The organism is Millisia brevis NBRC 105863 (assembly GCF_001552615.1).
Classification (GTDB): domain Bacteria; phylum Actinomycetota; class Actinomycetes; order Mycobacteriales; family Mycobacteriaceae; genus Millisia; species Millisia brevis.
Map to the genome: position 1 here is coordinate 1 of NZ_BCRN01000021.1, position 23671 is coordinate 23671.

The window sequence follows — 23671 nt, forward strand, 5'->3', positions numbered from 1 at the left end:
ACAGGCACAATTCACGCGCCTGTAACGACCTCGACACCCGCGAAGTTGCGCTTCCCGCGGCGCAGAACGAGCCAGCGATCGTGCAGCAGGTCGCTCTCCGCGACGGTCCACTCGATATCGGCGATCTTGGAGTTGTTCACCGACACCCCGCCCTCGCCGATCGCACGCTTGGCCGCACCGCGGCTGTCGCTCAACCCGGTCTCCACCAGCAGGTCGATGATCGTGGCGCCGACCGGCAACTGGGCGATCGGTGTTTCCCGCAGGGCGGCGGACAACGTCGACTCGTCGAGTTCGCGCAGTTCCCCCCGGCCGAAGAGCGCCGAGCTGGCGGCCTCGACCGCTTCGGTGGCCTTCGTTCCGTGGACCAGGTCGGTCATCTCGCGCGCGAGCACTCGTTGGGCCTCGCGGGCGCCCGGACGTTCGGCGACCTCGACGGCCAGGGCGTCGATGCGCTCCCGGTCCAGGAAGGTGAACCACCGCAGGTAGCGCAGGACATCGGCGTCCGCGGTGTTCACGAAGTACTGGTACCAGGCGTAGGGCGAGGTCATCTCCGGGTCGAGCCACAGGCTCCCGCCCCCGGTCGACTTGCCGAACTTGGTGCCGTCCGCGGCGGTGACCAGCGGCACGGTCATTCCGTGGACCTTCGCGCCGTCGACGCGACGGTTGAGGTCGACGCCGCCGACGATGTTCCCCCACTGGTCGGAGCCCCCGACCTGCACGGTGCAGCCGTAGGTGCGGCGCAACTGGAGGAAGTCGTTCGCCTGCAGAAGCAGGTAGCTGAACTCGGTGAAGGAGATCCCGTCCCCCTCCAACCGTCGGCGGATGGTGTCGCGGGCGAGCATGACGTTGACCGAGAAGTGCTTGCCGATATCCCGGAGCAGGTCGATCGCGGACAGCTGCGAGGTCCAGTTCAGGTTGTTCTCCACGATCGCGCCGGTCGGCGAGTCGTCGAAGTCGACGAATCGGGAGAGCTGTCCGCGCAGGCGGTCGGCCCAGTCGGCCACGGTGTCGGCGGCGTTCATCGTGCGCTCACCGACTTCGCGGGGATCGCCGATCAACCCGGTCGCCCCACCGGCCAACACGATCGGTCGATGTCCCGCCTGCTGCCAGCGCCGCAGAACCAGCAGCGGAACCAGATGGCCGGCGTGCAGGCTCGGCGCGGTGGGATCGAACCCCGCATAGATCGTCAACGGACCGTCTTGTGCCGCGGTCCGCAACTCCTGCGGGTCCGTGGACTGGGCGATCAGGCCGCGCCAGGTCAGTTCGTCGACGATATTCGTGGTCACGATCGGGGTTCCTTCGGCCGGGAATCGGAAGTGGCGGTGGAGATGTGGGCTGCGACGGGATCCTCCGATTCCGGTGGCGCGGCCCGGGGACTGCGGCGATACGACGAGACGTGAGGTGATCCGTCCACCCAGAATCGCCAGGGTCGGTCGGGTGCACGGCGCACACCCACCCGTGGGCCACAGGATACCGGGGGTCGGTAGGCGGACGGTTCGATCCGAATGCGCGAGGCGGCGGCGAACAGATCGAGCCCGTAGTCATCGGTGCGCAGGTCGAGGGCGGTGCCCAGATTCCCCGGACCGCGGGCCAGATCACGATCGGACGAGCAGGTCGGCCGCCGACGACGGGCGATGTCGTTTCCGGAGAGCACCTCGCCCGCCCGCAGCAGCACTCCCCCGCCGACGCCGTCCGGACCGCAGGTGACGTTGCCGCACAGGTGAATTCCGTAGCTGCGGTAGATGTACAGGTGCCCGGACGGGCCGAACATCGCCGCATTGCGCGGGGTCGGACCCGGATAGCTGTGCGCCGCCGGGTCGGGCCAGGGCCCGTCGGGATCGCCGCCGTAGGCCTCGACCTCGACGATCCGCAGGGCGACGGTGTCCCCGGACTCGTCGATCGCGCGAAGGGTCGATCCGAGCAGGGCCCGCGCCGCCGTCGGCGGATCGAGACTCAACGTAGCCGCGAACTCGTCCGCCGCGTGGTCACTGACCGGAGACGTGCTCGACACTCATCAGCAGGATGACCCGCTGCGCGGCGTCCGGGGGCGGTACGTCGCTGTCGTTGCCGTACTTGTTCTGCAGATGGACGTAGAAGGCGCCGGTCGGGTCGGCTTCCTCGCCGACGAGTCGACCGCGCACCTCGACGTAGCGGAACGGGGTGTCGGGATCGAGCACCATGAAGCTCATCGCCGGGTTCTTCTGCAGGTTGCGGTACTTCGCGCGCGAGGTGATGTGCGTGAACTTGATGTACTCACCGTCGTAGTCGAACCACATCGGGTTGACCTGCGGAGTGTTGTCCGGGCGGACGGTGCCCAGGGCCCCGTACAACGGCAGGGACAACAAGCGCTGCGCGTGCTCGGAAATCTCGACAGCCATTTACCGGTTCCCTTCGGGATCGAGCGGGGCGGGGGCGACACCACGAGCGACCAGCGACTCGTGTTCGGCGTCATCGACGGTGCGTGCTTCGTCGAGCAGCAGCACCGGGATGCCTTCCTCGATCGGATAGGCCAGCCGCAGTCGCGGGTTGTACAGGGCTTCGTTCTCGACGAGCAGCAGTTCGCCGTGATCCTTGGGGCAAGCCAGCACACTGTGCAGAGCCGCATCCATCGGTTTCCGCCTCTCCTTCACGATCGGGCCGCCGCTCGTTCGGCGACCACGACTCTACGCGCCGGTACCCGCCGATCGGCGTCGACCGGGCCGCCGTTCGCACCGGTCGATCAGAAGTCGCCGAAGCGCTCCGCGATGATCGCCCGGGTCAGTCGCCGGTAGCTGCCCGACTCGGCGTCGAAGTACCAGGTGCGGGTGGTCGGAGCCGGAAGTCCGGCGGCCCGCAGCCGATCCGGGGTGGTGCGGTAGGACGTGCCGACCTGGATATCCGGGACGACGTGCACGATGTCCGGCCGCTCGGCGGGCAGCAGGTCGCCGAGCGCCTCGCCGATCCGCGCGCTCGACAGCGCTACCCGCGGAAGCATGGTCAACGCGCATACCGCCAGCTGGCGGCCGGGCTTGCCGACCGCGTAGACCGTCGCGAGGTCGACACCCTCGACCGTTCCCAGGGCGTCGACGATCGGTTGCGGAAAGACCGGGCCCCGGCCGGTGCGGATCACCGCGCGGCGGTCGCCCAACAGCCAGAAGTCGCCGTCGGCGTCGCGCCGGAAGATCGCCGTCGTCGCCGACCAGACGTCCCCGCGCCGGAAGACGCCGCGCATCACGTCGGGCCCCTGGCCGGCTTCGAATTCGGGTTCGCCGAGCAGGATGCCCGGCTCGTTGACCGTCGCATGCCGCAGCAGGCCGTCGTCCCCCTCCAGCATCGCGTCGGTGCACGCGTCGTAGGCGACCAATTCGACGCGACCACTACCCGGCAGCGGCCGGCCCTTCGACCCGATCTTGCTGCCGGAGGTGTTGGCCAGTGCGATCGTGCCCTCCGACGTCGCGTAGAACTCGAGCACCTTCGCGGGGGCGAAGGTGCTCAGGGTGCGCAACCACAGCCCGACCGGCATGCCGGAGCCGATGAACAGCCGGATCGGGTGGCGCCCCGGCTGCAGCGGGGAGTCGAGCAGCGTGCGGACCATCGTCCAGGTATAGGAGACGACCGTCACCCCGTAGCGCAGCACCTCGTCCGCGAACCGATCCGGATCGACCTCCCGAGACAGGGCGATGCGCGCGCCGCCGGCGACCGCGGAACCCACCCCGACCAGCAGGCCGGACGAGTGGCTCAGCGGCGCGAGGCAGTAGACGGTGTCGGACGGGCCGAGCCGGGCGGCGCCGGCGGTACCGATCGCCGACAGCGCCCACCGGCTGTTGGAGATGTGCTTGGCACGAATCCGCGAACCGGAGCCGGAGAACAGCACGAACGCGAGGTCGCGGGCCATACCGGGGTCCGGGCGGTACCAGTCGGGCAGCCGGATCGTGTCGGGATCGATGTGTTCGAGATCGACGACGGCCGGATGCGCGAACTCGGCGAGAATGCGCTGGTCACCGCCACCGAGGACGAGTACACGGTCGCCGACGCTGACCGCTTCCGCGAGGTTTTCCGGGTCGGTCACGATGATCGAGACCTCGGACAGTTCGACCTCGCGACCGATGTCGGGACCGGTGCGCAGCATCACCGCCACCGCGCCGATCCGGGAGAGCGCGACGACCGAGGCCAGGGCGCTCGGCCGCGTCTCCATCAACACCCCGACCCGCATGGCCGGGCGCACCCCGTTGGCGATCAGGCCGCGCACGACCTTGTCGATCCGTTCGTCGACGGCGCTGTAGGTGTGCACCCGACCGTCGAACAGGAAGCAGTCTCCCCAGGGGGTGCGTTCGGCCTGCTCCGCCAGGACCCGGCCGAAGGAGATCTGGGTATGCGGCTGGATCTGGCCGAGCCGCAGGATGCGCGGCAGGGTCCTGATCGCTTCCGACGACACCTCCCGGGTGCCGCGGATCGCGTCGGAGACCAGGTCGGTGACCGCGCGGCCGGCGTCGACACCGACCTCGGCGACCGCTCCGGTGGTGTGCACGATCCGCGCGACCAGGGAAGCGAAGGTCGGCTCGTCGGTGCTGTCGGGGTCCATCGGGATGACGCTCGGCGGCTGCGCCCCCTCCCCCTCGGTCCAGTGGATCCAGTCGATGGTGGTCGGCCAGGAGATCTGGGTGGCCTTCGACCCGACGACCAGCCCGAAGTGCCCGGTATCGATCTCGCATTCGTAGACCGCGGACCGGGGCGCCGCCCGCAGGATGCCGCGCACCGCCAGCGGCTGACCGATGTCGTCGATCGACCCGAGGAACGCCAGAATCGGCATCGTCAGTTCGGCGAGCGCCACCGGGCGGTCGCCGATGGTGAAACCGCCGGTCATCATGCGGTTGTGCACGACGAACTGCTTGAGCAGTTCGACGAGGGCGGGTCCGGAGTAGCCGACCCAGCCGTCGACGGAGAGGAATCGGCGCTGCGGCTCCCGCGGCAGCAGGGCGTCGCGGTCGTGCAGTTGCCGCAGGAAGTCGAGCCGCGACTTGACCGTCTTCATCGGGTCGAGCATCTGGAAGCCGGTGCGGGCCAACCAGCCGGGGATGCCGAGCCGGTTGAAGACGTGATCGGCCAGCAGCTCGCCGCCCTTGATCGCCAGGCCGGTCGGCACGCCGAAGGGCGGGGCCGCGAGGGTGTCGACCGGGCTGCCGTAGGTCACGATGCCCGCGATACCGGCGCTCGCCCGGTAGGCCGCAGCCTGGTAGCAGAACATGCCGCCCTGCGAGTAACCGCCGAGGTAGACGGATCGGCCGGTGGCCGCGACGACCTTGTCGATGATCGAGCTCAGCGCGATCAGATGATCGGCGAGGCTGCGGTCCCAGCCCCCCTCCTCGACGTCGGGTTCACCGAAGTCGACGACCCACACGTCGATACCGGCGGCGTGCAACATCGCCGCCGCGCCCTGGTCGCCGGCGATGTCGTAGACGTTCGCGGAGATCATCATCGGCGGCACGAGGATGATCGGCGGACCCTGGGGAATGTCGGCGGGGAAGTAGCGGCGCAGTCGATACATGCGCTCGCGGTCGACAACGTGGAATTCGGACGGCCGAATGTCGGTCTCGAGGCCGCCCATGCGGACAACTTCCAGGCCGTTCTGCGCTGCGGAGACCACTCGCTTCAACTGGCGTACCAGCGTTCTCGATCCCAGCGGCGCGCCCACGTGCAGTCCTTTCGACCAACCCGGGATCAGTTTCTCATACCGGTTCGGCGACGACGTCGGCTTGCGGAACGAAGGTCGCGACCACCGGTACGAACGGATCGGGCCGGGCACCGACGCGGTGTCGATGCCCGGCCCGTGGATCCGGTAAGCGCCGGTCAGCCCGCGATCGAGCCGGCGACCACGCCGGAGCCGACGAAGTCGCCGCGCAGTCGCGCCGACTCGGTTCGGACCAGCTCGAGCGTGCGCGCGACCTGCTCGGGAGCGGTTCCGCCGCGGGTCGACCGGGAGGCGATCGACCCGTCGACGGTCAGCACCTCGCGCACCTCGGGGGTGAGCTGCGGATCGATCGCGGCCAACTCGGCGTCGGTCAGCTCGTCGAGGCCGACCCCGCGGGCCTCGGCCGCCCGCACGCAGCCGCCGGCCGCCTCGTGGGCCACCCGGAAGGGCACCCCGCGACGCACCAACCACTCCGCGATATCGGTGGCCAGGGTGTACCCGGCCGGGGCGAGCGCACGCAGACGATCGGTGTCGAACGTCAGCGTCGCGACCAACCCGGTGAACGCCGGCAGCAGGACCTCCAGCTGGGCAACCGAGTCGAAGACCGGTTCCTTGTCCTCCTGCAGATCCCGGTTGTAGGCCAGGCCCTGCGCCTTCAGGGTCGCGAGCAGGCCGGTCAGGTTGCCGATCAGCCGCCCCGACTTGCCGCGAGCAAGCTCCGCGACGTCGGGGTTCTTCTTCTGCGGCATGATCGAACTGCCCGTCGACCAGGCGTCGGCCAGGGTGACGTAGCCGAACTCCGGCGTCGCCCAGTAGACGATCTCCTCACCGAACCGCGACAGGTCGACCGCGGTCATCGCCAGGACGAAGGCCGCCTCGGCCGCGAAGTCGCGGGCCGCGGTCGCGTCGATCGAGTTGTCCGCGGCCGAGTCGAAGCCGAGTTCGGCGGCGATGCGGTCCGGGTCGAGCCCGAGCGACGATCCGGCCAGCGCACCCGACCCGTAGGGCGAGATCGCCGCGCGCCGGTCGAAATCGACGAAGCGCTGCACATCGCGCAGCAGCGACTGGGTATGCGCGAGCAGGTGGTGCGCCAGCAGGATCGGCTGGGCCGCCTGCGAATGTGTCTTGCCCGGCATCACCGCGTCCGGGTGGGCGGCCGCCTGGTCGGCGAGCGCGTCCACCACATCGAGTACCCCGGCCGACACCCGGCGGACCGCGTCGCGCAGCCACATCCGGAAGAGCGTCGCGACCTGGTCGTTGCGCGAGCGGCCGGCGCGCAGCCGGCCACCGAGCTCCGTGCCGACCCGTTCGATCAGCCCGCGCTCGAGCGCCCCGTGGACGTCCTCGTCGGACTCCGCGGGCCCGAAGGCCCCGGACGCCACGTCGGCGGCCAGGCCGCGCAGGCCGCGCAGCATGCCGTCGAGGTCGGCGTCGGTGAGCAGCCCGGCGGCGTGCAGCACCCGGGCGTGCGCCATCGAGGCGCGCACGTCGTAGGGCGCGAGGACCCAGTCGAACTGGGTCGACTTGCTCAACGCGGCCATCGCGGCGGCGGGACCGTCCGCGAACCGGCCGCCCCAGAGGGCGCCGGTCACGGTCGAGCCGTTGCTCACGGTCATAGGCCGAGATCCCGCTTCGCCGAGATCTTCGACGACAGGCCGTGCAGCTGCACGAAGCCCTTGGCGGCGGACTGGTCGAAGCTGTCGCCGGCGTCGTAGGTCGCGAGGTTGAAGTCGTACAGCGACTCGGCGCTGCGCCGGCCGTTGACGATGATCGCCCCCGCGTGCAGCACCAGCCGGATCTCGCCGCTGACGTGCTCCTGGGTGTGGGCGACGAAGGCGTCGAGCGAGGCCTTCAGCGGGGAGTACCAGAGGCCGTCGTAGACCAGCTCGCCCCACTTCTGGTCGGTATGCCGCTTGAAGCGGCCCAGTTCGCGTTCGAGGGTGACGTGCTCGAGCTCCTCGTGGGCGCGGATGAGCACCATCGCGCCCGGCGCCTCGTAGACCTCGCGGCTCTTGATGCCGACGAGACGGTCCTCGACGACGTCGAGCCGGCCGACGCCCTGGGCGCCGGCGCGCCGGTTGAGCTCCTGGATCGCCTGCAGCACGCTGACCGGGCGACCGTCGATCGCGATCGGACGTCCCTTGTCGAAGGTCAGGATCAGCTCGTCCGGGGCGTTGAAGTTGGTGGTCGGGTCCTCGGTGTAGTCGTAGACGTCCTTGGTGGGAGCGTTCCACAGGTCCTCGAGGAAGCCGGTCTCGACGGCGCGACCCCAGACGTTCTGGTCGATCGAGAACGGGGACTTCTTGGTGACGTTGATCGGGATCGCGTTCTCCTCGGCGAAGGCGATCGCCTTCTCCCGGGTCCAGGCGTAGTCGCGCACGGGGGCGATGACGTCCAGGTCGGGCGCGAGGGTGGCGAAGCCGACCTCGAAGCGCACCTGGTCGTTGCCCTTGCCGGTGCAGCCGTGGGCGACGACGGTGCCGCCGTGGTCGCGGGCGGCCTCGACGAGGTGCTTGACGATCAGCGGCCGGCTCAGCGCGGAGACCAGCGGGTAGCGGTCCATGTAGAGGGCATTGCTGGTGATCGCCGGCAGGCAGTAGTCGTCGGCGAATTCGTCCCGGGCATCCACGACCACCGATTCGACGGCGCCGCAGTCGAGGGCGCGCTTGCGGACGACCTCCATGTCCTCGCCGCCCTGGCCGAGGTCGATCGCAACCGCGACCACCTCCTTGCCGGTCTCGCGACCGATCCAGCTGATGGCGACGGAGGTGTCCAACCCTCCCGAGTAGGCGAGAACGACACGATCGGCCATGGTCTGTTGCTCCTTAGTGGGAAATATCGATGGGTGGTAGGTCGAAACAGTGGTGGACAAGCGGTGGTGGACAAGCGGTGGTGGACAAGCGGCGGTGGACAAGCGGTGGTGGAAATGCGGTGAAACTAGGGCCGGACCAGTCGGGCGAGATCGTCGGCGAGTTCGCGGCCCCCCAAGGGATCGCGGGACACCACGAAGATCGTGTCGTCACCGGCGATCGTTCCGACGACCGACGGCAGCGCCGCCCGGTCGAGAGCGCTCGCCAAATAATGCGCCGCCCCCGGTGGGGTGCGCAGCACGGCCAGGTTTCCGCTGGCGTCGGTGGACACCAGCAGCTCGCCGAGCAGACGGCTGAGCCGGTCGGTACCGCCCGAGACGCCGCGCACCGGGCTGCCGTCCTCGGGGACCACGTAGGCGCCCGGTCCCCCGTCGGCCGCCCGCAGCTTGACCGCGCCGAGCTCCTCGAGATCACGCGAGAGCGTCGCCTGGGTGACCTCGATACCGTCGGCGGCGAGCAGTTCGGCCAATTCGGGCTGGCTGCGCACGGTATGCGTCGAGAGCGCCTCGATGATCCGCGCCTGCCGCCCGGCACGGGTGGTCGACGCGGTCCCCGGCGCGGCGGGTCCGGTGGAGCGTCGCGAACTCACGGTCGGTCCCGCTGCGATCCCCCGGCCTGCGCGAGCAGCCAGATCAGCAGGGCCTTCTGGGCGTGCAGCCGGTTCTCGGCCTCATCCCACACCAGGCTCTGCGGTCCGTCGATCACCTCGTCGGTGATCTCGTCGCCGCGGTGCGCGGGCAGACAGTGCAGGACGACGGCCTTCGGGTCGGCCAGCGAGAGCAGTTCCGAGTTGATCCGGAACGGTACGAACGGAGCGATGCGATCGAGTCCGTCGCCCTCCTGGCCCATCGAGGTCCAGGTATCGGTGACCAGCACGTCGACGCCGCGCACCCCGTCGACCGGGTCGTCGGTCAGCCGGATCGTCGCCCCGGTGGTCGCGGCGACCGCCTCGGCGGAGGTGACCACGTCGGCGGCCGGTTCGAACCCGGTCGGCGCGGCGACGGTGACGTCGATGCCCGCGAGCACCCCGCCGAGCAGCAACGAGTGCGCCATGTTGTTGGCGCCGTCGCCGACGTAGGTCATCCGCAGGCCGCGCAGGCTGCCGAAGTGTTCGCGGAGGGTCTGCAGGTCGGCGAGCACCTGACAGGGGTGGAACTCGTTGGACAGCGCGTTGACGATCGGGATCGACGCCCCGGCGGCCATCCGCTCGAGCCGGTCCTGGCCGTAGGTGCGCCAGACCACGGCGTCGACGTACCGGGACAGCACCCGGCCGGTGTCCTCGAGGGTCTCCTCGCGACCGAGCTGGGTGGTGCGGCCGTCGACGACGACCGCGTGGCCGCCGAGCTGGGCGATGCCGACCTCGAAGGAGAACCGGGTGCGGGTCGAGTTCTTCTCGAAGATCACCCCGACCGCGCGGGGGCCCTCGAGCGGCCGGTGGGCGAACGGCTCGGCCTTGACCGCGGACGCGAGTTCGAGGACCTCGGCCTGCTCGGCCGGGGACAGGTCGTCGTCGCGCAGGAAATGTCGCAGGGCCATCACTGGTCCTTTCCGTGGGGAGCGGGCTGCTCCGCGGGGGTGGTGGTCGCCCGCTGGGCGGCCGCAAGAATGTCGGGAAGCGCGTCGACGAAGCCCGTCGCCTGCTGCTCGGTGAGGATCAGCGGCGGCGCGATGCGCAGCCGGTTGGGCTTGGCGGCGTTGAGCAGGTAACCGGCGTCGCGGGCGGCGGCTTCGGCCTCGCGGGCCAGCGGTTCGGTCAGGCCGATCCCGATCAGCAGGCCGGCGCCGTCGACGTCGCCGATCAGCGGGTGGTCGAGGTTCTCGATGCCGGCGCGAATCTCCTTGCCCAAACGATCGGCGTGGCCGGCGAGGTCCTCGGCATCGAGGGTGCGCAGCACCGCCAGCGCCGCCGCGGCGCAGATCGGGTTGCCGCCGAAGGTGGTGCCGTGCTTGCCGGGCTGCAGCAGTTCGGCCGCCGGTCCGATGCCGATGCAGGCACCGATCGGCAGGCCGCCGCCGAGCCCCTTGGCCAGGGTGATCAGGTCGGGGGTGATGCCCGCCGCGCGGTGCGCGAAGAAGGTGCCGGTGCGCCCGACGCCGGTCTGGACCTCGTCGAGGATCAGCAGCGCCCCGGCGGCGGTGGTGATCTCGCGGGCGCGCTGCAGGTAGTCGACCGGCGGCACGATGACGCCGGCCTCGCCCATGATCGGTTCGAGGATCACCGCGGCGGTGGTCTCGTCGACCGCGGCGGCCAGGGCGTCGGCGTCCCCGTAGGGCACGTGGGTGACGTCGCCGGGCAGCGGTTCGAAGGGGACGCGCTTGTCCGGCTGGCCGGTCAGCGCCAGGGCGCCCATCGTGCGGCCGTGGAAGGCGCCCTCGGCGGCGACCATGCCGGTGCGGCCGGTGAGCCGGGCGACCTTGAAGGCCGCCTCGTTGGCCTCGGTGCCGGAGTTGCAGAGGAAGACGCGGGCGTTCAGGTCGGTGTCGAGTCGGCTGATCAGGGCTTCCGCGAGCTCGATCGCCGGGCCGGTGGCGGCGAGGTTCGAGGTATGTCCGAGGGTGCCGAGCTGGGTGGTGACCGCTTCGATGATCGCCGGATGGGCGTGTCCGAGGATGTTGACCGCGATACCGGCCAGCAGGTCGACGTAGGTGCGGCCGTCGGCGTCGGTGACCTCGGCGCCGGCGCCGGATACCAGGGCGACCGGGGGCACGCCGTAGTTCGGCATCAGGGCCGTGGCCCAACGGGTCTGCCACTCGTTCGTGGTGGTCATTGGTCCTCTCCTGTCGTCGATCCGGCTGCGGCCGGGGTGGGGTGGTGGGATGCGGTGCTGGTGGTGGCTGTGGTGGGCACGACGCGGGTGCCGGTCGGGCGCTCGTCGAAGAGGGCACCGAGCACGCTGTGCGGGACGCGCCCGTCGATCACCCGGGCGACCGGGACGCCGCCGCGCACCGCGCGCAGGCAGGCCTCCATCTTGGGGACCATGCCGGACTCGAGGGTCGGCAGCAGCGTCTCGAGGGCGTCGTCGGCGATCCGATCGACCAGGGAGTCGCGGTCGGGCCAGTCGGTGTAGAGGCCTTCGACGTCGGTCAACATGATCAGCTCGTCCGCGCCGAGGGCTTCGGCGAGCGCGGCGGCGGCGGTATCGGCGTTGATGTTGTGGGCCTGCCCGTCGCGGTCGGGGGCGATCGTCGAGACCACCGGGACCCGCCCGGCGGCGATCGCGTCGAGGACGACGGTCGGGTCGACGGCGGTGACGTCGCCGACCAGGCCGATATCGCAGGGCTGTCCGTCGACCAGGACGGTGCGCCGGGTCGCGGTGAACAGTCCGGCGTCCTCCCCCGACATGCCGACCGCGGGGACACCGTTGGCGTTGATCGCGCCGACCAGGACGCGGCCGACCTTGCCGAAGAGCACCATGCGCACCACGTCGACCGTCTCGGGTGTCGTCACCCGGTAGCCGCCGCGGAAGGTGCCCTCGAGGCCGAGCCGGCCGAGCATCTCGGAGATCTGCGGTCCGCCGCCGTGCACGACCACCGGGTTGACCCCGACGGTGCGCAGCAGCGCGATGTCCTGCGCGAAGGCCCGCTCGAGGGCGGCGTCGATCATCGCGTTGCCGCCGAACTTGATCACCACGGTGCTGCCGGAGCGCGCCCGCAGCGCCGGCAGGGCAGCGGCCAGTGCGGCCCCGACACCCGGCGTGGTACCGCTGTCGATGCTCACGACGAGTACGCCGAGTTCTCTTCGACGTAGCCGTGCGACAGATCGGTGGTGCGGATCTGTGCGCTCGCATCGCCGACGCCCAGGTCGATCTCCAGGGTCAGCCGCTCACCGGACAGGTCGACGTCGCGCGCTCCCGGCGTACCGGCGGTGTTGACGCAGACGTCGAACCCGTTGAACGACACCCGGATGCCGTCCGGGTCCATGGCGACCGGGGCGGCGCCGAGCGCGGCCACCACCCGGCCCCAGTTGGGGTCGGAACCGAAGAGCGCGGTCTTGACCAGCGAGTCGCGGGCGATGGTGCGCGCGGCGATCACCGCGTCGTCCTCGGAGGCGGCGCCGACCACCCGGACGATGACGTGCTTGGTCGCGCCCTCGGCGTCCGACATCAGCTGGTCGGCGAGGTCGTCGCAGACCAGCAGCACCGCTTCGGCGAACTCGGCCGGATCGGGGGTGACCGCGGAGGCGCCCGAGGACAGCAGCAGCACGGTGTCGTTGGTCGACATCGCCCCGTCGACGTCGAGCCGGTCGAAGGTGCGCCGGGTCGCGCCGCGCAGCGCGGTGTCGAGGGCGGCCGCGTCGACGACCGCGTCGGTGGTCACGACCACCAGCATGGTGGCGAGCGACGGCGCGAGCATGCCGGCGCCCTTGGCCATCCCGCCGACGCTCCAGCCGGCCGGGTGATGCACCGCGGCCTGCTTCGGGACGGTATCGGTGGTCATGATCGCGCGGGCGGCGTCCGCTCCGCCGGCGAGATCGCCGGCGAGTTGCCGCACGATCGCGGTGACGCCGGCGAGGACCTTGTCCATCGGCAGCCGGTCGCCGATCAGGCCGGTCGAACAGACCGCGACCTCACCGGCACCGGTCTCGGCGCCCGAGGTGCTCAGGTCGGCGGCGACCCGCTCGGCGGTGACGTGGGTGTCGCCGAAGCCCTCCGGGCCGGTGCACGCGTTGGCGCCGCCGGAGTTGAGCACGACCGCCCGCAGCTTTCCGGCCGTCAGCACCTGCTGCGACCAGAGCACCGGGGCGGCCTTGATCTTGTTGGCGGTGAAGACGCCGGCGGCGGCGGTGTTCGGGCCCTCGTTGACGACCAGCGCGAGATCGGGTGCGGCGCTCGCCTTGATGCCGGCGTCGATGCCGGCGGCGCGGAAGCCTGCCGGCGCGGTGACGCCCTCGGTGCGCAGCAGCCCGGCGTCGGTCCGCACCGCCGTCGCGGCCGTCGAATCGCTTGTCGCGGTCGAATCCGTACTGGTCACGGTGCCACCCCCGGCGCCTCGAGGCCGTCGGTTTCCGGGAAACCGATGGCCAGGTTCATCGATTGGACGGCACCGCCGGCGGTGCCCTTGGTGAGATTGTCGATCGCGCCGACCACGATCAGCCGGCCGGCGTCGACATCGACGTCGACCGCCAATTGCACGGCGTTGGAGCCCAGGACCGAGCCGGTCCGCGGCAGTTGCCCGTTCTCGAGCACGTCGATGAACGGTTCCTTGGCGTAGGCGGCCCGGTAGACCTCGCGGGCGGCTTCCGCGTCGACCGTGGTCGCGGCGGAACAGGTGGCCAGGATGCCACGCGGCAACGGGGCGAGGACCGGGGTGAACGACACCCGGATCGACCTCCCGGCCGCGGCGGAGAGGTTCTGCACAATCTCCGGGGTATGCCGGTGGGCGCCGGCGATGCCGTAGGCCCGCAGCGAACCCATGACCTCGGATCCGAGCAGGTCGGTCTTCGCGGCCTTGCCGGCGCCCGAGGTGCCGCTGACCGCGACCACGGTGACGTCGGGTTCGACGATGCCCGCGGCGACGGCCGGTGCGAGCGCCAGCGACGACACCGTCGGATAGCAGCCGGGCACCGCGACGCGGGTGGCACCGATCAGGGCCTCCCGGCCGCCGGGCAGTTCCGGCAGGCCGTAGGGCCAGCTGCCGTTGTGCGCGGACCCGTAGTACCGCTCCCACGCGCCGGCGTCGACCAGCCGGTGGTCGGCGCCGCAGTCGATGACCACGGTGGTCTCGGGCAGCTGCGCGGCGATCGGCCCGGAGTGGCCGTGCGGCAGGGCGAGGAAGACGACATCGTGCCCGGCGAGCACGTCGGCGGTGGTGTCCTCGATGCGGCGATCGGCCAGGGCTCGCAGATGCGGCTGATGCTCGCCCAGGAGGCTGCCCGCGCTGGAATGCGCCGTCAGCGCACCGATCTCGAGCCGGCCGTCCAGATATTGCCGGTGCCCCAGCAGCAGCCGGAGGATCTCACCACCGGCGTATCCGGTCGCGCCGGCCACCGCCACCCGGATCGGCCGCGCCGATCCGGCGGGCGCCGTCGAAGTCTCGTCCACCATGTATTGATTATGCATACCGATGCAAATACATACAGCATCGGGGGGGGTGGGTGTCCCCGGATGGGCGGCCCGACGGGTCCCCCCGCCGGGCCGGGGCGCGACTACCGCAGGACGGCGCCGACGGCCTCCCCCGCGGCGGCCACGGCGGCCGTGCGCGCGGCGGTGGCATCGTCCTCGGTCAGGGTGCGGTCGAAGCCGCGGAAGCGCAGGGCGTAGGCGAGCGACTTCTTGCCCTCGGCGATCCGGTCGCCGGTGTACACGTCGAACAGGCGCAGATCCTCGAGCAGGTCGCCCGCGCCGGCCCGCAGGGCGGCCTCCACGTCGGCGGCGGGTACGTCGCGATCGACGACGACGGCAACGTCCTGGTGGACCGCCGGGAAGGGCGAGACCTTGGGCGCCGGGCGGGACTCGACGATCGGGATCGCGTCGAGGTTGAGCTCGAGGGCGCAGGTGCGCGGCGGCAGGTCCGACCGCTCCAGGACGGCGGGGTGCAGTTCACCGGCGTAGCCGATCGGGGTGCCGTCGACCAGGATGCGGGCGCAGCGCCCGGGATGGAAGGGCAGGTACTCGGCGTGCTCGAAGGTGCCCTCGACGCCGGAGGCGGCCAGTACCGAGCGCACCGCCTCGAAGGCGTCCGCCGGTTCGACCGGGCGACCGGGACCCCAGTAGCCGGCCGGGTCGACCTGGCCGGTCAGGACGCTGGCGATATGTTGCGGCTGGTCGGGCAGGGAGTTCTCCAGCCGGGCGATCTCCTCCTCGGTGGGACGGCGATCGACCGGGATCGGATCGACGGCGCCGACCGATGGTCCCGGCTGGACCACGGAGGCGATCGCGAACAGGGCGAGGTCGCGGCGGCCGCGGGAGAGGTTGCGCCGGGTGATCTCGAGCAGACCCGGCAGCAGGGTGGTCGCCAGCTCCGCGCGGTCGGCCTCGAGCGGGTTGAGCACCGAGGTGGTGGTGCGACGCGGGTCGTCGGCGTCGAGGCCCCAGGTGTCGAAGACCCCGGCGGGCAGGAAGACCGTCGGCAACACCTCGACGAATCCCTCGGCGGCCAGCGTGCGGCCGACCGAGCGGCGGCGGCGCTGGAGGGCGGTCAGGCCGCGGCCGGCGGGGGCGGCGGGCAGCACCGGCGGGATCTGCTCGAGGCCCTCCAGGCGGACGACCTCCTCGACCAGGTCGGCCGGGCGCAGCAGGTCGGAGCGCCACGTCGGCGGGGTGACCACCAGGATGCCGTGGCCGTCGTCGCCGACCTTGACGTCGACCGCGCAGCCGATCTGCGCGAGCCGCTGGGCGGCCGCGCCGTTCGGGTAGTGCACACCGGCAACCCGGTCGGGCAGATCGATCGGCAGGTCGACGGGCAGCTGACGGATCGGTCCGCCGACATCGGTGATCCCGTCGACCAGAGTGCCGCCGGCGATCTCGACGAGCAGCTGGGCGGCGCGGGTGACCGCCACGGCGGACAGCCCGGAGTCGACGGTGCGCTCGTAGCGGCGCGCGGCCTCGCTGGGCAGCTTGTGGCGGCGGGCGGTGCGGAAGACCGCCAGCGGGTTCCAGATCGCGGCCTCGAGCAGGACGTTGGTCGTCTTGTCGGAAACCTCGGTCGACAGGCCACCCATCACGCCGGCGAGCGAGACGGCGCCGCTGTCGTCGGCGATCACCACGTCCTCGGGGTCGAGGGTGCGCTCGACGTCGTCGAGGGTCCGCAGGGTCTCCCCCACCGCGGCGCGACGCACGGTGAAGCCGCCGGAGACCGTGTCGTTGTCGAAGGCGTGCAGCGGATGACCGAGTTCGAGCATCACGTAATTGGTGACGTCGACCGCCGGCGAGATCGGGCGGATACCGGAGAAGAGCAGCCGCCGCTGGATCCACCAGGGGGTGGTCGCCTTCGGGTCGATGCCCTCGACCAGGCGCAGGCTGAAGCGCACGCAGCCGGATTCCTCGACGACGGTGACGGGGCGGACCTCGGCCTCGCCCACGGAGACCGCGACCTTCGCCGGGTCGGAGTATTCGAGGTCGAAGCCGCAGGCCAACTCGCGGGTCAGTCCGCGCACGCTCAGGCAGTAGCCGCGGTCGGGGGTGACGTTGACCTCGAAGATCGTCTCGGGCAGGCCGAGGACCTCGATCGCGTCGGCGCCCGGCTCCGCGGTGCCCGGTGCGAGCACCATGATCCCGGAGTGATCGGTGCCCAGCGCCAGTTCGGCGGCCGAGCAGATCATGCCGTCGGAGATCCGACCGTAGGTCTTGCGCGCGGCGATGCCGAAGCCGCCCGGCAGCTCCGCCCCCGGAAGCGCGACGACGACCAGGTCACCCTCGGCGAAGTTGCGGGCACCGCAGACGATCCCGCGCGGTTCGGCCTCGCCGACCTCCACCCGGCAGAAGCGGATCGGCTTCTTGAAGTCGGTCAGCTCCTCGATCGACTCGACCCGACCGATCACCAGCGGACCCTGCGGCGCGTCGATCCGGTGGACGTCCTCGATCTCCAGACCGACCCGGACGAAGCCCGCGTCGATCTCCTCGACCGACGCCTCCCAGCCGGGGGTCCCCCGATCGAGGACCTCGGTCAGCCAGGACTGCGGAACACGCACGAAGGATCACACCTTTCGTCGGGACGGAATGAGAAGGCAGCGGGGCGATCGGGCCCGGCGGTGCTACAGCGCGGGACCGAACGGTTCACCGAAGCGCACATCGCCCTCGACGATGTCGCGCATATCGGAGATGTCGTTGCGGAACTGGAGGGTGCGCTCGAGGCCCATACCGAAGGCGAAGCCGGAGTACTCCTGCGGGTCGATACCGCAGGCGATCAGCACGTTGGGGTCGACCATGCCGCAGCCGCCCCACTCGACCCAGCCGGCGCCGCCCTTCTTCTCCGGGAACCACACGTCGACCTCGGCGGAGGGCTCGGTGAAGGGGAAGTAGTTCGGGCGCATGCGGGTGCGGGTGTCCGGGCCGAAGAGGGCCCGGGCGAAGGCATCGAGGGTGCCGCGCAGGTTGGCCAGGGTCAGACCCCGGTCGACCGCGAGCCCCTCCACCTGGCTGAACACCGGCGTATGGGTGGCGTCGAGTTCGTCGGTGCGGAAGGTGCGGCCCGGGCAGACGACGTAGACCGGCAGATCCCGGGTCAGCAGGGTGCGGATCTGCACCGGCGAGGTGTGGGTGCGCAGGACCTGGCGCGACCCCTCGGGGGCGATGTGGAAGGTGTCCTGCATGGTGCGCGCCGGATGGTCGGGCAGGAAGTTCAGCGCGTCGAAGTTGAAGTGCTCGGTCTCGACCTCGGGGCCCTCGGCGACCTCCCAGCCCATCGCGACGAAAGCGTCGCAGACCTCTTCGGCGATCACGGTGATCGGGTGGCGGGCGCCGAGCGGGCGGCGGCCGGACGGCAGGGTGACGTCGATCGTCTCCGCGACGAGGATCGCGGCGTCGCGCTCCGCCCGCAGCACCTCCTCGCGTTCGACGAAGGCCTTCTCGACCAGGTCGCGGGTTTCCTTGACGCGTCGGCCGGCGTCGGCGCGCTCGTGCTTCGGCAGGGCGCCGAGGGCCTGACGGGCGCGCGAGAGCGGCGCCTTGGAACCGAGGTGGGTGGTGCGCACGGCGGTCAGCGCGTCGAGGTCGGCCGCCTGCGCCAGGGCCGCGAGCGCGGCGTCCGATGCGGCGGTCAACTCCTCGGGCGCGGTGGGATCCTCCAACGTCGCAGGGGCCGATTCGACGCGGTCCTCGCCCGCATCCTCATCCGCCAACGACGCTGTCTGGTTGTTCGCCACGGGCACTCCGCTGCTGCTCGACAATCGGGGGCGGCGCCGCGACCGGCGCCGTCTCGGACTGCGGGCAGGCGGAAACCCGCGCACCCGTTACGTCCGACCCACCCATGTTAGAGCGCAGGGCCAAGCGATTTTCGCTCAGGTAGGGTCGCCGCCCACGTCCCGTTTCATCGAGGCGCGGATCTGTTCGAGCTTCTCCTGCGCGGCCTTCTGACGCCGCTCCCAGGCTTCCTCGACGTCGCGCCCCGGTGTCGAGGCGGCGTCGAGTTCCGAGTGTCCGATCGCTCGGCCGATGCGCTGTTCGATTCGTTCGCGAACGGCGTCGAAGGTGGGCACGCCGGAGTCGGTGTAGCCGGGATCGGGAGGCAGCGGCGCCGCGTCGACCACGACCGGGTGCGCGGTCGCCGTCGGGGCGCCGGCCGGTTCGAGCGGGACGATCTCCGCGTCGACGGGTTCGTTATCGGCCGGATCGGTCGAGGTGGGCGCGGCGGTGTGGGACCCGGGGCCGGCGGATGCGCCCCCGCTACCCGATGTCGTGTCACCCGATGCGTTCACGCTCGACCTCCCTGCTCGCGGACCCCCTGCGCGCGGACCCCTCCGTGTCAGCGTACGACGCCGGCGCCGGAGTACAAGCAGACCGCCGCGGCGGCCGCGACGTTCAGACTTTCGGCCCGACCGCGGATCGGAATGCCGACCCGGTGGTCGGCCGCGGCGGCCACCTCCGCCGACAGACCGTGCGCCTCGTTGCCGAAGACCCAGGCGACCGGGGCCTCGGGCAAGCCGGACCGCGGCTGCGTCGGGTCGAGGGTCAGATCGCCGTCGATCGTCGTGGCCAGGATCGTCAGCCCGCGCTCCCGCAGGAGGGCGGCGGCCTCGTCGAAGCCGGCGGCGCGCGCGATCGGCAGGTGGAAGAGGCTTCCGGCGCTCGCCCGCACGCACTTGCCGTTGTGCGGGTCGACCGAGTCGCCGACCAGGATCACCGCGTCGGCGCCGGCGGCGTCCGCGGTGCGGATGATCGTGCCGGCGTTGCCGGGTTCGGCGATCTCGACCAGGACGGCGACCAGTCCGGCTTCGGGCCGGATCGCCCGGTCGAGCGGGACGTCGATCAGCCGGGCGACCGCGACGACACCGGGCGGCGTGGTGGTCTCCCCCAGCCGCTCGGCGGCCCGCTCGGTCACCCGATCGACGCGCACCCCGACGCTCGCCGCGGCGGCGACCAGGTCGTCGTAGCGCTCGACGGCGGAGTCGGTGATGAACAGTTCCTCGACCAGGCCGGCGGCGAGCGCCTCGGTCACCGCGTTGACCCCTTCGACCAGGAAGGTCCCGGACTTCCGGCGGGCGGCGCCGCGGTGCAGCTTGACCGCCGCGACCACGCGCGAGCTGCGCTCGGTCAACGAAACGACCCGCGAACTGCGCTCGTTCAGCGCGTTCGCGGGTCGTTCGATGTCCGTGCCGCCGGGGCCGACAGCGTCGGCACCGGAAGTCCGGCTGGTGGTCAGGCCGCCTCGCTCGGGGCGTTGACGTCGGCCGGCAGGGCGGCGCGGGCGATCTCGACCAGACCGGTGAAGGTCGCGGGATCGGAGACGGCGATGTCGGCGAGGACCTTGCGGTCGACCTCGACGCCCGCGGCCTTCAGGCCCTGGACGAAGCGGTTGTAGGTGATGTCGTTCGCCCGGGCGGCGGCGTTGATACGGGTGATCCACAGCTTGCGGAAGTCGCCCTTGCGCGCGCGGCGGTCACGGTAGGCGTAGTTGAGCGAGTGGAGCTGCTGCTCCTTCGCCTTGCGATAGAGCCGCGAACGCTGTCCGCGGTAGCCCTTCGAGGCCTCGAGGACCGAACGCCGCTTCTTCTGGGCGTTGACTGCTCTCTTGACGCGTGCCACTGGTCAATCCTGTCATCGATCGGGGGCCGATCTTCGTGCGCTCCGTCGTCGGAGGGCTCGGCCCGAAAGTAGGGGGTTGGTTTACTGCAGGCGCGCGATCAGCGCCCGAGCAGCCGCTTCACGCGGTTGACGTCGGCCGGGGCCACGTCGGCGACGCCGTCGAGCCGGCGGGTGCGACGGCTCGACTTGTGCTCGAGCAGGTGGCGACGGTTGGCCCTCTGCCGCAGCAGCTTTCCGCTCCCGGAGACCTTGAAGCGCTTGCTGGCTCCGCTGTGCGACTTCGACTTGGGCATAACGTCCTTCATTTCTGTCTCGCCGCCCGACGGGGTGCCGGGCGGTGGGTGGTAATCGGTCGTTCGTACTTCTCGATCGGGTGACCGCTTCGGGTCAGGCGCCGGTCGCGGCTCCCGGCTCGGCGGGGCCACGGTTGGCCGGCGGCACCGGAGCGGGGCGCGACTGTCCACGAGTAGCAGCCGACGCCTCCGCGGCGCGGGCGCGGGTCTTCGCGCCCTTGTGCGGAGCGAGGACCATCGTCATGTTCCGGCCGTCCTGCTTGGCGGAGGTCTCGACGAAGCCGAGATCGGCGACGTCGGCGCCCAGGCGCTGCAGCAGGCGGTAGCCCAGTTCGGGGCGCGACTGCTCGCGACCGCGGAACATGATGGTGACCTTGACCTTCGACCCGGCTTCGAGGAAGCGGATGACGTTTCGCTTCTTGGTCTCGTAGTCGTGATCGTCGATCTTCGGACGGAGCTTCTGCTCCTTGATGACGGTCAGCTGCTGGTTCTTGCGGGATTCGCGCGCCTTCTGCGCCGCCTCGTACTTGAACTTGCCGTAGTCCATGATCTTGCAGACCGGCGGACGGGCGTCGGGCGCAACTTCAACCAGATCGAGATCGGCTTCGGCAGCCAACCTCAACGCGTCTTCAACACGCACGATCCCAACCTGCTCCCCACCCGGTCCGACCAAACGGACCTCGGGAACGCGGATGCGATCATTGATGCGAGTTTCAGTGCTGATGGGGCCTCCTCGGTAGAGCGTTGATGGCGGGTGCGTGACCCGAGCAACGACGAGGAATCCGTAACGTGCGGCCGCCTGTGTGGCGTCGTACCGCACACACAAAGCAGGCCTCGCGTCCGTCGTCGTCGACGACAAACGTGCGAGGCCCAAACCGACCGATCGATGTACCCCGAGAGGGAACACCCCGACATGAACCGGGGCCCGGACGGACGAATCCGCGCCGGGCGATCGGACCGAGGTACAACGGCGAGGCCGCGTATCACGGTGGGAGTCGGACTCCACTTGTTGCCCTGATCTCACCCGATTCCGTGGTAACCCAACCACGCGAAGGCGAGACCATAGATGGTCGTTGAAGAATCATAGCACGATCGATCGAGGGCCTTCGCCCACCCGATCCCGAGGCGGCTGCCGGCGCGGTCGGCGACGCCGGGGGCGATGACCCCCGTCACACCGGCCCGATCCGCTGTCATCGGCACCCACAAAAGCGGACAATAGGTAGTGGGAGTTGCGGAAACCGCGTGGTCGGCACCGCCGCCGACTGCCCCCATACTCCCCGACTCGAGGAGGAGTCATGCGACAGGGCCCCGTGGTTGTAGGTGTCGACGGCTCGGACACCGGCACCGTGGCATTGGACCAGGCGATCGAAGCGGCGAAGCGCCATCACGCGCCTCTGACGATCGTCACGGGGTATATCGGACCCGCCGACGCGTTCGGAACGTCCGCCGTGGCATTGCCGGAGAGGTACTGGCTCGACCAGGAACAGCACGCCGCGCAGATCGTGCGCGACGCCGAGGCGAAGGCACGCGAGCGGCTGGGCGACGACTTCACGATCACCGGTGAGGTGACCGTCGAGCAGCCGATCCCCTATCTGTTGAAGAAGTCGGAGACCGCCGGACTGCTGGTGGTCGGCACCCGCGGTCTCGGACGCGTCAGCTCCGCGCTGCTCGGCTCGGTCAGCTCCGCGCTCGTCATGCACGCGCACAGCCCGGTACTGGTCGCCCGGGACGAGCTGGTCAACCCGAGCGGGCCCGTCGTGGTCGGCGTGGACGGTTCCGAGGCCTCGCGCGCCGCGGTCACGATCGCCGCCGAGGAAGCGGACCTGTTGGGGGTGCCCCTGCAGGCGGTGCACTCGTGGACCGACTTCGACCTGGGCGCCACCTACCGGGGTGGCGGCGCGCTGACCCCCGAGTGGGATGCCGCGGCCGAGAAGCAGGCCGCGACCGAGACCGAGACCGCTCTGCTCTCCGAGAGCCTGGCCGGCGTCCGTGAGGCCCATCCCGACCTGGTGATCGAGCGCACCGTCGTGCGCGATCGCCCGGTCCGGGCCCTGATGGAGGCGTCCGAAAAGGCGAGCCTGCTGGTGGTCGGCAGCCGCGGTCGCGGCGGATTCACCGGCATGCTGCTCGGTTCGACCAGCCGCGCCCTGCTCGCGTCGGTCTCGGTCCCGCTCCTGATCGTTCGACCGGCCTGATCACGACGCCCCGATCCGCTCGGGGCACCGATGCACCGGCCCGCCGGGTTCGACATACCGAGCCCGGCGGGCCGACCCGTCGCACCGGACGGGCATCGGCGCTGTCATGCTGACGGCATGGAAGACGTTCGGGAACTGGCCGATATCCCCGCCATCGAGGTGATCAGTCGGGCAGCGGTCATGCTGATGAGCTCCGCTGCCGAGAAGTTGGGCCTCGCCGGTGATCCGGCCGAACAGACCGTCGATCTCGACGAGGCCCGCCGGCTGATCACCGCGTTGGCCGGTCTGATCACCGCGTCGGTCGAATACCTCGGACCGCACGCCGGCCCCTTCCGCGAGGGCCTGCAGTCGCTGCAGCGCGCCTTCCGCGAGGCGAGCGCCTATCCGGACGAGCCCGGCAAGGGCCCCGGCGAGAAGCTGACCGGCCCCGTCTTCTGACGGCCGCCGCCGCGGGCCCTATCGGGGCCGGCGGACGACCGGAGTGTTGCCGGCGGTCCCGGGGGTCGCATCACCCGGGACCGTACCGGCTTCGGTGGCCACCACCGGATGACGCGGATCGTCACCGAGGCCGACGCGGGCCGGGTCGCGGGGTCCACCGCGCCGCTTGCCGAGGTCGACGCCGGCATCGGAGAGCATCTTCTGGGCCGTCGCCAAGCGCATGAGGAAGGCGACCGCCAGCACCAGCACGCCCGCGTCGTCGACCAATCCGATCGGTCCGAGCAACGCTTCGGGCAGCACATCGATCGGCGACACCAGGTAGATCATGGCGGCGCCGATCGCGACCAATCCGCGCGGCGGGATGCGGTACTTCCACATGACGTACCCGACCACCGCCAGGAAGATCAGCACCATCACACCGAGAATCACGGCGATCACACGCAACGCATCGAGCATGACTACGAGTGTGCCCTGCTCCGGGCCCGCGTGCGAGCACCCGGAGAATCGAACCGATCGTTACGCGCTC

At 70.8% G+C, this 23671-nt stretch carries 23 protein-coding genes; 2 read left to right on the forward strand and 21 right to left on the reverse strand.

Annotated elements, in window-relative coordinates; all coding sequences use genetic code 11:
* Positions 1-11: 11 nt before the first annotated feature.
* The 20 genes from tyrS to infC all read right to left on the reverse strand — a co-directional run bounded on the left by tyrS (position 12) and on the right by infC (position 21236).
* Positions 12-1286, reverse strand: a complete 1275-nt coding sequence (gene tyrS / locus MB1_RS21995; protein ID WP_066912742.1) for a tyrosine--tRNA ligase — start codon at positions 1284-1286, stop codon at positions 12-14.
* Complete coding sequence (locus tag MB1_RS22000) at positions 1283-2011, reverse strand: DNA-3-methyladenine glycosylase (protein ID WP_439646970.1); 729 nt, start codon at positions 2009-2011, stop codon at positions 1283-1285. Before MB1_RS22000 ends, tyrS begins: the two co-directional genes overlap by 4 nt.
* Entirely contained in the window at positions 1986-2378 is a 393-nt protein-coding gene (locus tag MB1_RS22005; protein WP_066912744.1) for a PPOX class F420-dependent oxidoreductase, read from the reverse strand. The genes MB1_RS22000 and MB1_RS22005 overlap by 26 nt, the downstream gene beginning before the upstream one ends.
* The gene (locus MB1_RS22010; protein WP_066912746.1) at positions 2379-2609 is read right to left on the reverse strand and encodes a Trm112 family protein; all 231 of its coding nucleotides are present in this window, start codon (positions 2607-2609) and stop codon (positions 2379-2381) included.
* A gap of 110 nt (positions 2610-2719) precedes the next feature.
* Entirely contained in the window at positions 2720-5677 is a 2958-nt protein-coding gene (locus MB1_RS22015) for an AMP-binding protein (RefSeq protein ID WP_066912834.1), read from the reverse strand.
* Positions 5678-5826: 149 nt separating this feature from the next.
* Positions 5827-7284: an argininosuccinate lyase gene (gene argH / locus MB1_RS22020; protein ID WP_066912748.1), complete on the reverse strand. Its 1458-nt coding sequence runs from the start codon at positions 7282-7284 to the stop codon at positions 5827-5829.
* Positions 7281-8480 carry an argininosuccinate synthase gene (locus MB1_RS22025; protein ID WP_066912750.1) on the reverse strand — a complete coding sequence of 400 codons (1200 nt, stop codon included), beginning with the start codon at positions 8478-8480 and terminating at the stop codon, positions 7281-7283. The genes argH and MB1_RS22025 overlap by 4 nt, the downstream gene beginning before the upstream one ends.
* 125 nt (positions 8481-8605) lie before the next feature.
* The gene (locus MB1_RS22030) at positions 8606-9127 is read right to left on the reverse strand and encodes an arginine repressor (RefSeq protein WP_157084258.1); all 522 of its coding nucleotides are present in this window, start codon (positions 9125-9127) and stop codon (positions 8606-8608) included.
* On the reverse strand, positions 9124-10074 hold the full coding sequence (gene argF, locus MB1_RS22035; protein ID WP_066912758.1) for an ornithine carbamoyltransferase: 951 nt from the start codon (positions 10072-10074) through the stop codon (positions 9124-9126). The genes MB1_RS22030 and argF overlap by 4 nt, the downstream gene beginning before the upstream one ends.
* Positions 10074-11306 (reverse strand): acetylornithine transaminase, encoded by a 1233-nt coding sequence (locus MB1_RS22040; RefSeq protein ID WP_066912760.1) that lies wholly within the window; start codon positions 11304-11306, stop codon positions 10074-10076. The genes argF and MB1_RS22040 overlap by 1 nt, the downstream gene beginning before the upstream one ends.
* Positions 11303-12256 (reverse strand): acetylglutamate kinase, encoded by a 954-nt coding sequence (argB, locus tag MB1_RS22045; RefSeq protein ID WP_066912762.1) that lies wholly within the window; start codon positions 12254-12256, stop codon positions 11303-11305. The genes MB1_RS22040 and argB overlap by 4 nt, the downstream gene beginning before the upstream one ends.
* The gene (gene argJ / locus MB1_RS22050) at positions 12253-13458 is read right to left on the reverse strand and encodes a bifunctional glutamate N-acetyltransferase/amino-acid acetyltransferase ArgJ (RefSeq protein ID WP_066912836.1); all 1206 of its coding nucleotides are present in this window, start codon (positions 13456-13458) and stop codon (positions 12253-12255) included. Before argJ ends, argB begins: the two co-directional genes overlap by 4 nt.
* A gap of 47 nt (positions 13459-13505) precedes the next feature.
* Positions 13506-14582, reverse strand: a complete 1077-nt coding sequence (argC, locus tag MB1_RS22055; RefSeq protein ID WP_066912764.1) for an N-acetyl-gamma-glutamyl-phosphate reductase — start codon at positions 14580-14582, stop codon at positions 13506-13508.
* Between the two features lie 101 nt (positions 14583-14683).
* Entirely contained in the window at positions 14684-17167 is a 2484-nt protein-coding gene (pheT, locus tag MB1_RS22060; RefSeq protein WP_066912766.1) for a phenylalanine--tRNA ligase subunit beta, read from the reverse strand.
* A 63-nt stretch (positions 17168-17230) separates the two neighbouring features.
* Positions 17231-18265, reverse strand: coding sequence for a phenylalanine--tRNA ligase subunit alpha (gene pheS, locus MB1_RS22065; protein WP_066912838.1), 1035 nt, complete (start codon positions 18263-18265; stop codon positions 17231-17233).
* A gap of 210 nt (positions 18266-18475) precedes the next feature.
* Complete coding sequence (locus MB1_RS26995) at positions 18476-18892, reverse strand: PspA/IM30 family protein (RefSeq protein WP_369406882.1); 417 nt, start codon at positions 18890-18892, stop codon at positions 18476-18478.
* Between the two features lie 47 nt (positions 18893-18939).
* Positions 18940-19731, reverse strand: coding sequence for a TrmH family RNA methyltransferase (locus tag MB1_RS22075; protein WP_245650311.1), 792 nt, complete (start codon positions 19729-19731; stop codon positions 18940-18942).
* A gap of 101 nt (positions 19732-19832) precedes the next feature.
* The gene (rplT, locus tag MB1_RS22080; RefSeq protein ID WP_066912768.1) at positions 19833-20219 is read right to left on the reverse strand and encodes a 50S ribosomal protein L20; all 387 of its coding nucleotides are present in this window, start codon (positions 20217-20219) and stop codon (positions 19833-19835) included.
* Between the two features lie 98 nt (positions 20220-20317).
* A complete protein-coding gene (gene rpmI, locus MB1_RS22085; RefSeq protein WP_066912770.1) occupies positions 20318-20512 on the reverse strand; it encodes a 50S ribosomal protein L35 in 195 nt (64 codons plus the stop codon).
* A 94-nt stretch (positions 20513-20606) separates the two neighbouring features.
* On the reverse strand, positions 20607-21236 hold the full coding sequence (infC, locus tag MB1_RS22090) for a translation initiation factor IF-3 (RefSeq protein WP_084352447.1): 630 nt from the start codon (positions 21234-21236) through the stop codon (positions 20607-20609).
* A gap of 571 nt (positions 21237-21807) precedes the next feature.
* On the opposite strand from infC, the gene MB1_RS22095 reads away from it, so the two are divergent.
* Together MB1_RS22095 and MB1_RS22100 are read left to right on the forward strand one after the other, a co-directional pair.
* Positions 21808-22707, forward strand: a complete 900-nt coding sequence (locus MB1_RS22095; RefSeq protein ID WP_066912774.1) for a universal stress protein — start codon at positions 21808-21810, stop codon at positions 22705-22707.
* 117 nt (positions 22708-22824) lie between these two features.
* Complete coding sequence (locus tag MB1_RS22100) at positions 22825-23145, forward strand: DUF1844 domain-containing protein (RefSeq protein ID WP_066912775.1); 321 nt, start codon at positions 22825-22827, stop codon at positions 23143-23145.
* Between the two features lie 18 nt (positions 23146-23163).
* Here MB1_RS22100 and MB1_RS25800 read toward each other — a convergent pair whose 3' ends face one another.
* Positions 23164-23601, reverse strand: a complete 438-nt coding sequence (locus MB1_RS25800) for a YkvA family protein (protein WP_066912777.1) — start codon at positions 23599-23601, stop codon at positions 23164-23166.
* Positions 23602-23671: the final 70 nt, after the last annotated feature.